This window comes from Pseudomonas machongensis (assembly GCF_034961125.1).
Classification (GTDB): Bacteria; Pseudomonadota; Gammaproteobacteria; order Pseudomonadales; family Pseudomonadaceae; genus Aquipseudomonas; species Aquipseudomonas machongensis.
In genome coordinates this window covers 1-14,593 of the sequence record NZ_JAYFUI010000189.1, presented here as the reverse complement: position 1 = coordinate 14,593, position 14,593 = coordinate 1, and the positions used below count along the sequence as shown (strand labels likewise).

15 protein-coding genes are annotated in these 14,593 nt (G+C 66.6%); 10 read left to right on the top strand and 5 right to left on the bottom strand.

Features of this window, described 5'->3' with window-relative positions; translation table 11 throughout:
• Positions 1 to 69 precede the first annotated feature (69 nt).
• Genes cobJ through cobG form a run of 4 tightly spaced genes read right to left on the bottom strand, consistent with a single transcriptional unit; the run spans position 70 to position 4,445 of the window.
• Positions 70 to 1,776 (bottom strand): precorrin-3B C(17)-methyltransferase, encoded by a 1,707-nt coding sequence (cobJ, locus tag VA602_RS22190; RefSeq protein ID WP_323454359.1) that lies wholly within the window; start codon positions 1,774 to 1,776, stop codon positions 70 to 72.
• The gene (locus VA602_RS22185) at positions 1,764 to 2,498 is read right to left on the bottom strand and encodes a precorrin-2 C(20)-methyltransferase (protein WP_197892425.1); all 735 of its coding nucleotides are present in this window, start codon (positions 2,496 to 2,498) and stop codon (positions 1,764 to 1,766) included. The genes cobJ and VA602_RS22185 overlap by 13 nt, the downstream gene beginning before the upstream one ends.
• Positions 2,495 to 3,121, bottom strand: coding sequence for a precorrin-8X methylmutase (locus VA602_RS22180; RefSeq protein ID WP_323454358.1), 627 nt, complete (start codon positions 3,119 to 3,121; stop codon positions 2,495 to 2,497). Before VA602_RS22180 ends, VA602_RS22185 begins: the two co-directional genes overlap by 4 nt.
• The gene (cobG, locus tag VA602_RS22175) at positions 3,114 to 4,445 is read right to left on the bottom strand and encodes a precorrin-3B synthase (RefSeq protein ID WP_323454357.1); all 1,332 of its coding nucleotides are present in this window, start codon (positions 4,443 to 4,445) and stop codon (positions 3,114 to 3,116) included. The genes VA602_RS22180 and cobG overlap by 8 nt, the downstream gene beginning before the upstream one ends.
• 228 nt (positions 4,446 to 4,673) lie before the next feature.
• Between cobG and cbiE the strand changes: the two genes are divergently transcribed.
• From cbiE to VA602_RS22125, 10 genes are all read left to right on the top strand, one after another.
• Positions 4,674 to 5,885: a precorrin-6y C5,15-methyltransferase (decarboxylating) subunit CbiE gene (cbiE, locus tag VA602_RS22170; protein ID WP_323454356.1), complete on the top strand. Its 1,212-nt coding sequence runs from the start codon at positions 4,674 to 4,676 to the stop codon at positions 5,883 to 5,885.
• Positions 5,878 to 6,972 (top strand): cobalt-precorrin-5B (C(1))-methyltransferase, encoded by a 1,095-nt coding sequence (locus VA602_RS22165; RefSeq protein WP_323454355.1) that lies wholly within the window; start codon positions 5,878 to 5,880, stop codon positions 6,970 to 6,972. The genes cbiE and VA602_RS22165 overlap by 8 nt, the downstream gene beginning before the upstream one ends.
• Positions 6,969 to 7,688 carry a cobalt-precorrin-6A reductase gene (locus VA602_RS22160; protein ID WP_323454354.1) on the top strand — a complete coding sequence of 240 codons (720 nt, stop codon included), beginning with the start codon at positions 6,969 to 6,971 and terminating at the stop codon, positions 7,686 to 7,688. The genes VA602_RS22165 and VA602_RS22160 overlap by 4 nt, the downstream gene beginning before the upstream one ends.
• A 133-nt stretch (positions 7,689 to 7,821) precedes the next feature.
• On the top strand, positions 7,822 to 8,259 hold the full coding sequence (locus VA602_RS22155; protein ID WP_054894581.1) for an NfeD family protein: 438 nt from the start codon (positions 7,822 to 7,824) through the stop codon (positions 8,257 to 8,259).
• Positions 8,260 to 8,283: 24 nt separating this feature from the next.
• On the top strand, positions 8,284 to 9,138 hold the full coding sequence (locus VA602_RS22150) for an SPFH domain-containing protein (RefSeq protein WP_153774094.1): 855 nt from the start codon (positions 8,284 to 8,286) through the stop codon (positions 9,136 to 9,138).
• A 215-nt stretch (positions 9,139 to 9,353) separates the two neighbouring features.
• On the top strand, positions 9,354 to 9,740 hold the full coding sequence (locus tag VA602_RS22145) for a DUF2946 domain-containing protein (protein WP_054894579.1): 387 nt from the start codon (positions 9,354 to 9,356) through the stop codon (positions 9,738 to 9,740).
• A gap of 44 nt (positions 9,741 to 9,784) precedes the next feature.
• Positions 9,785 to 10,267: a copper chaperone PCu(A)C gene (locus tag VA602_RS22140; protein ID WP_323454353.1), complete on the top strand. Its 483-nt coding sequence runs from the start codon at positions 9,785 to 9,787 to the stop codon at positions 10,265 to 10,267.
• Between the two features lie 19 nt (positions 10,268 to 10,286).
• Complete coding sequence (locus VA602_RS22135; protein WP_323454352.1) at positions 10,287 to 10,730, top strand: DUF2946 domain-containing protein; 444 nt, start codon at positions 10,287 to 10,289, stop codon at positions 10,728 to 10,730.
• Positions 10,731 to 10,797: 67 nt separating this feature from the next.
• A complete protein-coding gene (locus VA602_RS22130; RefSeq protein WP_323454351.1) occupies positions 10,798 to 12,855 on the top strand; it encodes a TonB-dependent copper receptor in 2,058 nt (685 codons plus the stop codon).
• A gap of 57 nt (positions 12,856 to 12,912) precedes the next feature.
• Entirely contained in the window at positions 12,913 to 14,280 is a 1,368-nt protein-coding gene (locus tag VA602_RS22125) for a PepSY-associated TM helix domain-containing protein (protein ID WP_323454350.1), read from the top strand.
• A gap of 64 nt (positions 14,281 to 14,344) precedes the next feature.
• Here the strand turns inward: VA602_RS22125 and VA602_RS22120 are convergent.
• The coding region (locus VA602_RS22120) for a hypothetical protein (protein ID WP_323454349.1) at positions 14,345 to 14,593 on the bottom strand (249 nt) is incomplete at its 5' end.

The window sequence follows — 14,593 nt, the reverse complement described above, 5'->3', positions numbered from 1 at the left end:
TGAACACCAGGGGCGACCACGTTAGCCAGCGCCAGCTCGATCTGGCGGGCTGAAGGAGTTCCAATAAGGTCAATGGTGCGGGGGATACCAGCGTGGGGTATAGACCCACTGCATGCCATCGGGATGCTTGAACACGGTGGTGGTACTGGAGCCAACCAGCACCATCGTGCGCATATCGACCATCTCCGGCAGCAGCTCCGCCAGAGTGACGACACTCAGTGTCTGCCCCGGTCTGCCGATATCGCGCCCCAGGACGACAGGGGTCTGCCCATCTCGATGACGGCGAACGATCTCCACGGCCTGCCCCAGCTGCCAAGGCCGGGCGCGGGAGATCGGGTTGTAGAAGGCCAGCACCAGGTCGGCCTGTGCCGCCAGGTCCAGGCGCTTCTCGATGATCGACCAGGGCTTGAGGTTGTCCGACAGCGACATCACACAGAAGTCGTGCCCCAACGGTGCACCAGCCTGGGCGGCAGTGGCCAAGGAGGCCGAAACGCCGGGCAGAATCTGCAGGTCGACGCGATGCCAGGCCGCATCGCTGGACTCGTGCAGTGCCTCGAGCACCGCAGCCGCCATGGCGAACACGCCAGGATCGCCGGAAGACACCACAACCACCGAGCGCCCTTGCGCTGCGAGCTCGAAGGCGTGCCGCGCACGTTGCATCTCCTCGCGGTTGTCGGTGCAGTGCAGCACTTGATCGGCGCGGAAAGGGCCAGCCATGCGCACATAGGTTTCGTAACCCAGTACATCGTCGGCACGGGCCAATTCGGCCTTTACTGCTGGCACCATGAATTCGGCGGCTCCCGGGCCCAGGCCGATCACCGCCAGGCGGCCGCGCGCGCGCCCGACCTGCAACGGGTCGATCGGCGACGGCGCCACAGCGATGACCACCCCGCCCTGTTCGATCAGTTGCGCGCCCTCCAGCGCCTGCCCGGCCATCTCGACCAGGCTGCCACCTGCTGGAGCGAATCGCAGGGGCACACCCAGGCTGCGGGCGGCGTCGTGCACGGCGGGCTCGGCCATCGCCTCGTCGCCAGCCAGCAAGCACGCCAGCGATGCATCGGCGATATTCGCCGCAGCCAGGGCGTCATGCACACGGGCAGGCAGATCGGCCTGCCCGGCCTGAACCGCGACCAACACCGAACGCACATGGATCAGCAACTCGTCGCGGCTGGCAGGACGCGCCTGGCAGCCGACATGAATACTGCGTCGGGCTGCTGCGTCTTCGGGCAGTTGCGCCTGGGCCAGCCAGGGCGCCGCGCCTTCGATGCGCACGCTCTCGCCGGCCAGCAGGTCAGAGACGAAGCGCTTGCCCTGCTCCAGGTCCGCCAAGGCGTAGCCTGCCGGCGGATTGAGCAGGCAGGTGCCGAAACGCAGCTCACCGCTGGTGGTGATGGCCGCCGCCACCCCCAGCACCTCACCGATCTCCCGCGCCATGACATTGACGCCGCTCAGGCCGCCCAGCAGCGGTACCACGGCGCTGCCGTCCTCCGCCACCGCCAGCACCGGCGGCTCGGCGCCCTTCTCGTCAAGCAGGGGCGCCAGGGTGCGAATGACGATCCCGGCCGCGCACAGGGCGATGATCGGCGCACCCTCGCGGTACAGGCCGCGCAGGGTGTCGCCGAAGGATTCGTAGCAGTGCTCGACACCTTCGACCCGGCCGCTCAGGCCGTAAACCCGCGCCTGTGGATAACGCTGCTGGATTCGCTGGGCGGTGGCCAGGCTGCCAGGGCCGAGAATGACGATGACCGGTGCCTTGTCGCTGTTCATCCCTGCCATTTTTCACCCGGTACCACGATCAGCGAGAAATACGGCGAAGACTGCGGATCAACCGCGTCCAGCGCGACGATCTTCTGGTTGGCCATGGTTGCGCGCTCCACGTACAACGCGCGACCGTCCAGGTCCAGCTCGGCAAGCACCTCGCGCACCTTGGGGAAGTTGCGCCCAAGCTTCATGATCACTGCAGCGTCGGCATCGGCCAGGCGGCGCTTGAGTTCTTCGTGGGGCAATACACCGGAGAGTACGGTCAGGGTCTGGTTGCGGTAGACCAGCGGCGCACCGAGTACGGACGCCCCGCCGAGCATCGAGCACACGCCCGGGATCACCTCGGCCTCATAGCGCTGGGCCAGGCGATCGTGCAGGTACATGTAGGAGCCGTAGAAGAACGGATCGCCTTCGCAGATCACCGCCACATCACGACCGGCGTCCAGGTGTTCGGCCACCTGCACGCTGGCTTCGTCGTAGAAGTCGCTGATCACCTGCTCGTACGACAGCGGTGCCGGCAGCACCTCGGTGGTGACCGGATACACCAGCGGCAGCAGGGTCTGCTGCGCCTGCAGGTGCGCCTCGATGATACCGAAGGCATTGCCGCGCTTGCCCTTGGCCACGAAATACGCCACTACCGGCGCCTCGCGCAGCAGGCGCAGGGCCTTGACCGTGATCAGTTCCGGGTCGCCAGGGCCAACCCCCAGGCCGAGCAGACGTCCACGGGGCTGCATCATTCCACCTCCGTGGCGAGCGCATTGACAGCAGCGGCGGCCATGGCGCTACCACCCAGGCGCCCCTGCATGATGACGACCGGCACACCACGGCTGTCGGCGGCCAGCATCGCCTTGGACTCGGCAGCGCCGACGAAGCCTACCGGGAAGCCCAGGATCAACGCAGGCTTGGGCGCACCCGCGTCGAGCATTTCCAGCAAGTAGAACAGCGCGGTCGGGGCATTGCCGATCACCACCACGCTGCCCTCCAGATGCGGGCGCCACAGCTCGAGGGCCACCGCCGAGCGGGTGTTGCCGGCGTCCTTGGCCAGGCCCGGCACGCTGGGATCACGCAGGGTGCAGATGACCGGGTTGTCGGCCGGCAGACGCGCGCGGGTGATACCTTCGGCAACCATGTGCGCGTCGCAGAGAATCGGTGCGCCCTTGGCCAGGGCCTGGCGCCCCGCCGTTCCGGCACCTTCGGAAAACTGCAGGCCGTCGATGGCCTCGACCATGCCGCAGGCGTGGATCACCCGCACCGCGAGCTTTTCCAGATCGGCCGGAATCCGCTCCAGGCGGGCCTCCTCGCGAATGATGCGGAAGGAATTGCGATAGATCTCCTGACCATCGCGGATGTAGTCAATCATCAAGGTGCTCCGTCGGCAGGTCGAGCATGGCGCCTGCTTCTTCTGGGGTAAGGTCGGATGCGCGCAGTCGGCCGAAACCCGGCAGGCGTGCATCGCGAAAATAAAGGTCATAACGGCCCGGGGCGCGGGCCAGCAGGGTGGCCGGGGCGACATGGGCCACGGCACAGGAACGCGGGCAGCCCGACAGGTGCACACTGGCCGGGGCGCCATGGTGCAGCAGGCCGGCAATCACCTGCGCATCGGCCTTGGTGTCGGACTGGCCCTTGGCGCAACCACTGGAACCGGTGCAAGCGCTGATGCGTGCAAGTGGCTGCAAGACGTCGTTGATCATGCCCAGCGCCTTTGTCTCGGCTTGGGCCTGCGCGAGCAGCGATGGATCGAAGTTCGGCAGCACCAGACTCTGCCAGGGCGTGAGCCGCAGGCTGCCATCTCCGGCCTCGCGCGCAAGCCTGGCCAGGCCGCGCAGCATGGCGGGCGTCAAGCGCCCCAGCGGCGGCGCCACGCCGAACGCACTGCCCTCACGCTGAGCCAACACACCGAGCCAGCGCGGTGTGGCAGGCACACGCCGCCATTGACGCACAGCGCTGTCGCGACGAATCGGCAGGCCCAGCCCTTCGACGAAATCCTGCACGGGGCAGGTCTGCAGCAACTGGCGCATCCGTGTCTGCTCGGGCGTGGCCAGGTCGAGGAAGCGCTCCAGCACCGCCTGCACCAATGCCACCCCCTGCTCCAGCGGGACGGCGCCAAGGGTTGCGCCATCGCCCGGGCAGCCCGCCAGCCCGAAGGCCAGCCACACCTGCCGGTCAAGCAACAGCGCCGACAGCCACAGGTCATGGGGGTGCGCGAGCATCGCCAGGGACTCCCCCGCGTCGAGCTGCACGGCGAACTTGGCCGACAGTTCATGCAGACGCGGGGTGGTTTCCAGCAGGTGCAGGATCTGCCCGGCCAAGGGCCGGATGTCGATCAGCATCGCCGGATCGACACCGGCCAACGGGCTGAGCATCAGGTTGCGGACATCGTCACCGGCCGCCTCGCGCGGGCCGAGGCCGACATCGAGCAGGTGCCCGACCAGCGCCAGGTGGTGGTCGCCGATACCGCGTATCTGCAAGTTGGCGCGGTTGGTTGCCTCGATCACCCCGCCGGCGAAGCGCTCGGCAGCCTCGGCCACCGCCTCTGCCTGCTCGGCCAGCAGCAGGCCGCCGGGCAGTTTGATCCGGCAAATGCCGCCATCACGCGCCGCGACGATGCGCCACAACCCCGGGCAAGCCGAGGGGCGGGGCGAAACGGCGGGTGTGTGGGGTGGCTTCAAGGGGGATTCCGGCAATCGTGAAGACGCGCTTCAGTGTAGAAGGCGCGGTATTATGCCTGCTTTGTCCGGCGGCATGAAAAGCCGATGGTCGAGCAATGCATCAGGACCGTGTCGTCCTTTTCGCGGGCAAGCCCGCTCCCACAGGTATCCTGCAGGTCCGGATAGCTATGGGAACGGCGGTTCGCCGCTGCGACTTGCCTGCGAAACGGGCCCCACGACTCCCAACACGACGGAAATGATCAGATGACCCCCTGGCTGACAGTAGTAGGCATCGGCGAAGACGGCTTCAGCGGCCTGGGCAAGCAGGCCCGGCGCGCGCTGCTTTCTGCTGCACGTATCTTCGGCAGCCCGCGCCAACTGGCCCTGTTGCCACGCTGCGTGGTCGGTGAGCGCCTGGCCTGGCCCAGCCCGTTCTCCCTCGCCCCTGTGCTGGCCCTGCACGGCGAGCCCGTGTGCGTGCTGGCCAGCGGCGACCCGATGTTCTACGGCGTTGGCGCAAGCCTCGCGCGCCAGGTCCCGGCCGAACAGATGCAGGTGCTGTCGATGCCCTCCTCCTGCGCCCTGGCCGCCGCCCGTCTGGGCTGGCCGTTGCAGGAGGTGCAGGTGGTGTCGGTGGTCGCGCGGCCGCTGGCGGCGCTCAATGCCCAACTCTACAGCGGTGTGCGCCTGCTGGTGCTGAGCAATGACGGCGACAGCCCTGCGGCCATTGCGCAGTTGTTGCGTGAACGCGGTTTCGGGCCGAGCCGGATGCAGGTGTTCGAACACTTGGGCGGCCCCGATGAGAAGCGCCTGAGCGGCAGTGCAGAGGACTGGCCACACGCCCAGGTCGCAGCACTGAACCTGGTCGCCATCGAATGCCAGGCCGCGCCGGACAGCCCGCGCCTGTCGCCCATCAGCGGCCTGCCCGACAGCGCCTTTCGCCACGACGGCCAGTTGACCAAACGCGACGTGCGCGCCATCACCCTGGCACGCCTGGCACCACAGCCAGGCGAACTGCTGTGGGATGTCGGCGCCGGCTGTGGCTCGATCGGTATCGAATGGATGCGCGCCCACCCCAGCTGCCGCGCACTGGCCATCGAGGCCGACGAAGGTCGCCAGGCGTTCATCGAATTCAACCGCGACCAGCTCGGCGTTCCTGGCCTGCAGTTGATTCGCGGCAAGGCGCCACAAGCCCTGGCCGATCTCGAACGCCCCGATGCCATTTTCATCGGCGGCGGCGTCACCGGCGAAGGCGTACTGCCCTTGTGCTGGGAGCGTCTGCGCCCTGGAGGGCGGCTGGTAGCCAATGCCGTGACCCTGCAAAGCGAACTGGCCCTGGCGCATTTTCGTGAGCAGCATGGCGGCGAACTGACCCGCATCCATGTGGCCCAGGCCCAGGCCCTGGGCAGTTTCGATACCTGGCGCCAGGCCTTGCCGATCACGCTGCTCGAGGTGGTGAAACCCCTCGATGCGTGAAGAAACCCGCGAACAGCCCGCGCCACTTCGCAGCGGCCTGACCACCGGCAGCTGTGCCACCGCCACCAGCCTGGCGGCAGCGCAGTTGCTGCTCACCGGCCAGTCCACCGACGCCGTGCAGATCACCCTGCCCAAGGGCAAGCAGGTGCAGATGCGCCTGGAATTCTGCCGCCGAGACGGCGAGCGCGCCGAGGCCGGCACCGTGAAAGACGCAGGCGACGATCCCGACGTGACCCACGGTGCCCTGCTCTACAGCCAGGTGCGCCTGATCGACGAGCCGGGCGTGCGCTTCGTCGCCGGTCAAGGCGTGGGCACGGTGACACGTCCCGGCCTGGTCCTGGCGGTCGGGGAACCTGCCATCAATCCGGTGCCGCGGCGGATGATCAGCGAGCACCTGCAGCGCCTGGCAGGCGAGTGCGCCTACGCGGGCGGATTCGAGGTGACGGTGAACGTGCAGGGCGGCGCGGAGCTTGCGCTCAAGACCATGAACCCGCGGCTGGGCATTCTCGGCGGGCTGTCGATCCTCGGCACCAGCGGCATCGTCCGGCCGTTTTCCTGCTCGGCCTACATCGCCTCGATCCACCAGGGCATCGACGTTGCCCACACCAACGGCTACACCCACATCGCCGCCTGCACCGGCAATGCCAGCGAAGACACCATGCGCCGGGTCTATGGGCTGCCGGAAATCGCCCTGATCGAAATGGGCGACTTCGTCGGCGCGGTGCTCAAGCACCTGCGCAAGGTACCGGTGCCACGCCTGACGCTGTGCGGCGGTTTCGGCAAGATCAGCAAGCTCGCCGCGGGCCACATGGACCTGCACAGCCGTCATTCGAGCATCGACCTGCCTCAACTGGCAGGCTGGGCCGCCGATATCGGTGCAGACGCCGCCCTGCAGGCGGCGATCGTCGGCGCCAACACCAGCCAGCAGGCATTGGCTCTCGCCCATGCCGCCGGCATCGCCCTGGGCGATGCCGTCTGTGCCCACGCCCTGGCATTCGCCCGCAGCGTGGTGCCTGCACAGGTACAGGTCGAGGTCTTCGCCATCGACCGCCAGGGCGGTGTCGTCGGCAAGGCGGGTGTGCAATGAGCGGCCGTATCTTGTTGCTGGGCGGCGTCACCGAGGCGCTGGCCATCGCCCGGTTGCTGGGGCCGGAGCATGTCTACAGCCTCGCCGGTATCGGCCGTATCCCACAGGACCTGGCCTGCCAGGTGCGGGTGGGCGGTTACGGCGGGGCCGACGGCCTGGCCGACTACCTGCAGCGCGAACGGATCGAGCTGCTGATCGACGCCACCCACCCCTATGCCGCACAGATCAGCGCCAATGCCGCACAGGCGGCGAAGGCGGCGGGCATTCCCTGCTGGGCCTTGCGCCGCCCCGCCTGGCAGCCACAGCCGGGCGACGACTGGCGCGAAGTCGAGGGCTGGGATGCGTTGATCGACGCATTGGCGCCTTTCAAGCGCCCTTTGTTCACCCTGGGGCGCGAGCCGCTGCAACATCTCGAAGACATTCCGGCCCACCAGTTCTGGACCTTGCGTGCCCTGGAAACCTGCCCGGGCAATGAACGTTGCGAGGTGATCGGCGCACGGGGGCCGTTCCACCTCGAGGATGAACGAGCGCTGTTCGAGCGGCGCCAGATCGATGTACTGGTCAGCAAGAACAGTGGCAGCGCCGCGACCGAGCCAAAGCTTGAAGTGGCGCGCGAGCGTGGGGTGCCGGTGCTGGTGTTGAAGCGACCGGAACTGCCGGAGGTGGATCGCCTGTTCGGATCGGTGGCGCAGTTGCGCGAAGCCTTGTCGATATGAGCAGCGCAGTCCAATCGCGGAACGAGTCGCAGCGGCCCCGGCAGTTTCCGACGCTGCCATCCTCCACTGCCAATAGTCTTCCCGCGTCCCCTGCCTTAAACTTCAAGCCCCCTCACCGCAAGGCCCTGCCCATATGGAAATGCAATGGTGGATCTGGCTCGTCTTCGGCATCGCCCTGGTCCTGCTCGAACTGGTCCTGCCTACGTTCTTCATTCTCTGGTTCGGCATCGGCGCCATCCTGGTGTCGCTGATCGCCCTGGCCGCCCCGGCCCTGCAACTGGACATGCAGGTGCTGCTGTGGGTGGCATTCTCCTCCCTCACCACCCTGCTGTGGTTCAAGCTGTTCCGGCGCAAGAAGCCAGACGTACGCTGGACCGCCGACAGCGTGATCGGTGAAGTCGGGCTGCTGACCGCCAGCGTGTCGCAGTTCCAGAAAGGCCGGGTGCGCTTCCAGAAGCCCATCCTCGGCAACGAGGAGTGGACCTGCGTCGCCGACAGCGACATCCCTGCTGGCGAGCGCGTTCGTCTGGCCGCCATCGAAGGCAACACCGCGCGGGTTACCCGCCCCTGAATCCGTACTGAAAGGAAGCTTGCAATGACCAGCCTCATCGTCGTCGGCGCCATCGCCCTGTTCGTTCTGATCACCCTGTTCAAGGGGGTGCGCATCGTGCCCCAGGGCGAGGAATGGATCGTCGAGCGTCTGGGCCGCTACCACAGCACCCTCAAGCCCGGCCTGAACATCCTGGTGCCGTACATGGACGTGGTCGCCTACCGCCTGCCGACCAAGGACATCATCCTCGACGTGCAGCAACAGGAAATCATCACCCGCGACAACGCGGTGATCGTCGCCAACGCCCTGTGCTTCGCCAAGGTGGTCGACCCGCAGAAGGCCTCCTACGGCGTGCAGAACTTCTCCTTCGCCGTCACCAGCCTGACCATGACCTCGCTGCGTGCCATCGTCGGTGCAATGGACCTCGACGAGGCGTTGTCGAGCCGCGAGCAGATCAAGGCGCGCCTGCGCGAGGCGATGTCCGAGCAGACCGAAGACTGGGGCGTGACCGTACGCTCGGTGGAGATCCAGGACATCAAGCCTTCCGAAAACATGCAGAAGGCCATGGAGCGCCAGGCCGCAGCCGAGCGTGAACGAAAGGCCGACGTGACCCGCGCCGAGGGCGCCAAGCAGGCCGCCATTCTCGAAGCCGAGGCTCGCCTGCAAGCGGCACGGCTGGACGCCGAGGCGCAGATCAGCCTCGCCGAGGCTTCGGCCCGGGCGATCAGCCTGGTGCGTGAAGCGGTGGGCAATGAAACCACCCCGGCCATGTACCTGCTGGGTGAGCGCTACATAGGCGCAATGGAGAACCTGGCAGGCAGCGACAACTCCAAGGTGGTGGTGTTGCCAGCGGACCTGCAGGAAACCGTGCGCGGGTTGCTGGGACGCGGCAAGGCCTGATACCGGCGGTGACTGCTTCGCGGGCAAGCCCGCCCCCACAAATGCCCCGTCGAGGTGAACACTGCGGGGCTCCTGTAGGAGCGGGCTTGCCCGCGAAGAACACAACGCCGCTTTTACCGGCTGTGCAACAGCAACTGCGGCACTTCACCGCACCCCCGCATTTTTACCTATACTCCGCCGTACAATAGCCACCTGATTCCTGACCGGATCTCTCCATGCCCCCACGTCGGCACATCGCCTGGATAGCCTGCCTTGCAGTGCTGTTCAACCTGCTGGCCATGCCGCTGTCTTCTGCCGCGCCCAAGGGCCCGGCCGAACAGCTGCTGTGGGGTGCCTTCTGCTCGACTGGCGCGGGCAAGGCCAAGCTCGATGTCCAGGCCCTGGCCAAGATCGACCTGGGCCAACAGGACGACCACTCCAACATGCAGCACTGCTGGTGCTGCTCGGGTGCCTCGCCTGTGCTCGCCCTGGCCAGCCACGCACCGCAACTGCACAGCCCGCTGCAACTGCGCTTCGGCCAGGCACCACCACTCGCCACGCACCAGCCCACACCGCGCCAGCTCTGGCCGGCGCTCAATCCGCGAGCCTCTCCGTTGGCCTGAGTTCAAGACGCTGTTCCTGAACCTGTACAGACCGGAGACTCACCATGCTCAAGCAAGCCCTCATCCTGGCCACCCTGCTGCTGCCCAGCGCCTTCGCCAACGCCCACGAATACAGTGTCGGCGACCTGCATATCGCCCACCCCTGGTCGCTGGAGCTGCCACCGAACGCGCCCAATGTCGCGGCGTATTTCATCGTTCACAACAACGGCAAGGTCGATGACCGCCTGTTGAGCGTCGAAAGCCCGGTCAGCGATGACGTCCAGTTGCACGAACACGTCAAGACCGCTGCCGGCGCCATGAAGATGCAGCAGGTACCGAGTGTGGTCGTGCCCGCAGGCAAGGACCTGACCTTCGCCCCCAGCGCCTACCACGTGATGCTGATGCAGCCCAAGGACCGCAGCCTGCTCACCGACGGCAAGCGCTTCCCGCTCACCCTGCACTTCGAGAAAGCCGGCGACATCACCGTCGACGTCGCCGTGCAGAAGCAGCCGCCCGCCGACCAGGCAGGACACGAACACGCGCACTGACCGCTGACAGGCGCTCGTCGTGAGCCTGCCGCGCAACAGCACAGCCCGCAGCACCCGCCCTGATCGCAGGCGCGTCGGTGGCGGCTGGCTGAGCCTGTTCGCCATGTGGATGATTTTCATCGGCCCGCTGGTTTCCCAGTCGATGCCGATGGATCACCACGCCGGCATGAACATGAACATGAGCATGGCCATGGACATGCCCATGGCCGCGGGGCACCCGCATGCCGGACAAGACCACCACGGTCACGGCAACGACGGCCAGTTGCACGCGGATTGGGAGAAGTGCGGCTACTGCAGTTTGCTGTTCAACTGCCCCGCCCTGCCCCAGACCCTCAGCCCACTCAGCCTCACCAGCACCATCCCGACCACCCTCGCCACCTACCCGACCCGCCAGGGCCATGCCCTGCAAGCGGTGTTTCCCGGTGCCCGCAGCCGCGCCCCACCTCCATCGATCAACGTCTGACCACCCCGTTTCACGCCCGAAGCCAGGAGGCTTCGCGCTTCCTCATGACTGATCGACTGGAATCATTATGTCCGGCTGCACCCCTGTTTCTGCCCTGTCCCGCCATGGGACCCTCGCCATGCTCTGCGGCTCGCTGCTGAGCCCGCTGGCGCTCGCCGTCGAGCCGGGCCACGAAGGCCATGACGCCCCGGAGCTGAGCCCGACGGTGATCACCGCCATCGCGCCCAGCTCGCCGCTGACCGTAGTCACCAACCCCAAGGATCCACGTCAGCCGGTGCCAGCCAGCGACGGCGCCGACTACCTCAAGACCATCCCCGGCTTCTCAGCCATCCGCTCCGGCGGCACCAACGGCGACCCGGTGCTGCGCGGCATGTTCGGCTCGCGCCTGAACATCCTCACCAACGGCGGCGTGATGCTCGGCGCCTGCCCCAACCGCATGGACGCCCCGACCTCGTACATCTCGCCGGAAACCTACGACCGCCTGACCGTGATCAAAGGCCCGCAAAGCGTGATCTGGGGCCCCGGCGGCTCGGCCGGCACCATCCTCTTCGAGCGTGAGCCGGAGAAATTCGGCCCCCTTGGTAGCCGGGTCAACGCCAGCCTGCTCGCCGGCTCCAACGGCCGCTTCGACAAGGTGCTCGACGCCGCCGCCGGCAACAGCCAGGCCTATGCTCGCTTCGTCGGCAACCAGTCGCGCTCGGACGACTACAAGGACGGCAACGGCGATACCGTGCCTTCGCGCTGGGACAAATGGAACGGCGACGTGACCCTCGGCTGGACCCCGGATACCGACACCCTGCTCGAACTCACCGCCGGCAAGGGCGATGGCGAAGCGCGCTACGCCGGACGCGGCATGGACGGCTCGCAGTTCAAGCGCGAAAGCCTGGGCCTGCGCTTTGAAAAGTCCAACCTCGGCGAGGTGCTCGACAAGGTCGAGGCGCAGGTCTACTACAACTATGCCGACCACGTGATGGACAACTACAGCCTGCGCACGCCCTCGGGCAGCGGCATGATGGGCATGCCCATGGTCAGCAACGTCGATCGGCGCACCCTCGGCGCACGTATCAAGGCGACCTGGCGCTGGGCCGACGTACAGTTGATCAGCGGCATCGACGCGCAGACCAACGAACACCGCAAACGTGGCGGCATGGGCGTCGATGCGCACAAGGGCCAGGCCTGGACCAAGGACGCCGACTTCCATAACTACGGCGTGTTCAGCGAGTTGACCTGGTACGCCACCGGCGAAGATCGCCTGATCAGCGGCGCGCGCCTGGACCGTGCCTCGGCCCGCGACTTCCGCCAGGCCAGCGCCACCAACGGCGATACCCGCGCCGATACCCTGCCCAGCGGCTTCATCCGTTACGAGCATGACTTGGCGGCGATTTCCGCTACCAGCTACATCGGCCTTGGCCACGCCCAGCGCTTCCCCGACTACTGGGAGCTGTTCTCGCCAACCAACGGCCCGCGGGGCTCGGTCAACGCCTTCGACAGCATCAAGCCGGAGAAAACCACCCAGCTCGACTTCGGCATCCAGTACCAGGACGAACGCCTGCAAGCCTGGGCCTCCGGCTACGTCGGACAGATCCGCGACTACATCCTGTTCGACTACCGCAGCATGATGGGCATGAGCAGCACCCAGGCGCAGAACATCGACGCCCGCATCATGGGCGGCGAGCTGGGCGCGGCCTACAAGCTCGACGAAAACTGGAAAGCCGACGCGACGCTGGCCTACGCCTGGGGCAAGAACAGCAGCGATGGCAAGGCCCTGCCGCAGATGCCTCCGCTGGAAAGTCGCCTGGGCCTGACCTACAGCCGCGATGCCTGGAGCGTCGGTGCGCTGTGGCGTCTGGTCGCGGCGCAGAACCGCATCGCCCAGAACCAGGGCAACGTGGTGGGCAAGGACTACGAGAAGAGCGGCGGTTTCGGCGTGTTCTCGCTCAACGGTGCCTACAAGGTCAACAACAACCTCAAGCTCAGCGCGGGCGTCGACAACCTGTTCGACAAGGCCTACGCCGAGCACTTGAACCTGGCCGGGAACGCCGGGTTCGGCTACCCGGCGGCAGACCCGCAGCCGGTCAACGAGCCGGGCAGGACCTTCTGGACCAAGGTCGATTTCAGCTTCTGACAATAACAACCGGGGCGCGGGCCTGACCGCGCCCCACCTGGTCGAACGGGAGGCTCCATGAGCAAACCAAAGCAATCCTTCTACAACCTGGCCTGGCGCTGGCATTTCTATGCCGGGCTGTTCGTCGCGCCTTTCATGATCCTGCTGGCGATCACCGGGATCATCTATTTGTTCAAGCCGCAGCTCGACCCGTGGATGTACCGCGACCTGATGGTGGTCGAGGCCGGCCAGCAGCGCCAGAGCGCCGACACGCTGCTGACCCAGGTGCGTCAGGCTTATCCACAGGGCCATGTCGGCCAGTACCTGCCACCGCTGAACGCCGAGCGCAGCGCGCAGTTCGTGGTGCATGACGGTGGCCGCGAACTGAACGTATTCGTCGACCCGTACAGCGCCAAGGTGCTGGGCGCGCAGGACGGCAAGCAGAACCTGCAGGCCATCGCCCGCGCCCTGCATGGCGAGCTGATGGTCGGCACCGTCGGCGATCGGCTGGTGGAGCTGGCCGCAGGCTGGGGCATCGTGCTGGTGGTGTCGGGGCTTTATCTGTGGTGGCCACGTGGCCGCAACAGCCGTGGCGTACTGTGGCCACGCCTGTCGGCACGCGGTCGCGTGCTGTGGCGCGACCTGCATGCGGTCAGTGGCTTCTGGGGTTCGGCGCTGCTGTTGCTGATGCTGCTCAGCGGCATGACCTGGACCGGGCTGTGGGGCAAGCAGTACGCCGACCTGTGGAACCGTTTCCCGGCGGCGATGTGGAACGACGTACCGAAATCCGACCAGCAGGCCGGCGCGCTGAATAGCGCTCATCGCCAGACCGTGCCCTGGGCACTGGAGAACACGCCGATGCCGGTGTCCGGCGCGCATGCCGAGCACATGGGCCATCACGGCATGCACAGCGCCCCGGCCGCGCCGCAGATCACTCTGCAGCAGGTCGAGGATCTGGCCAACGCCCGCGGCGTGGCGCCGGGCTACAGCATCACCTCGCCGAGCACCGCTGAAGGCGTGTTCACCATCGCGGTGTTCGCCGATGATCCGCGTAACGACGCCACCCTGCATGTCGACCAGTACACCGGCAAGGTCCTGGCCGACGTGCGCTGGCACGACTACAGCCCGGTAGCCCGCGCCACCGAGCTTGGGGTGATGCTGCACGAGGGCAAGATGTTCGGGCCGCTCAACCAGATCGTCATCCTGCTGGTGTGCCTGATGATCCTGCTGGGCTCGGTGAGCGGGTTGGTGATGTGGTGGAAGCGCCGCCCGTCCGGTGGGCTTGGCGTACCGCCGCTGCGGCATGACCTGCCGCGCTGGAAGACGGCGGTGACGGTGATGCTGGTGCTGGGTGTCGTGTTCCCGCTGGTGGGCGTGTCGATGGTAGTGATGTGGGTGGTCGACAGTCTGGTGGTGCGGCGCGGGCGGGTCGCGGTTCAGGCTTGAATCGCGCGTCGGCCTTTTCGCGGGCAAGCCCGCTTGTATGGTTAGACTTGAAGGGGTGGTGGGACTAAATGCCCGATTCTGACTGTTCGCAGCAGTACAGACCGTGGGAGACATCGCCCCACCCCTTCCACCAAAGCGCCGATAAAGAATGCATCGTTTGCAAGCGACGATAGAAGCAAGCCAGCGCCTCTTGGTGAAACCCCCTCAAGCCCCGAAACCATAACGTGAGGTACCGCCCATGGCAATGCAGGTAGACAGATTGATCGTGGGTGTGGACGTTGCAAAAGCTGAGCTGGTTATTCATCACGATGAT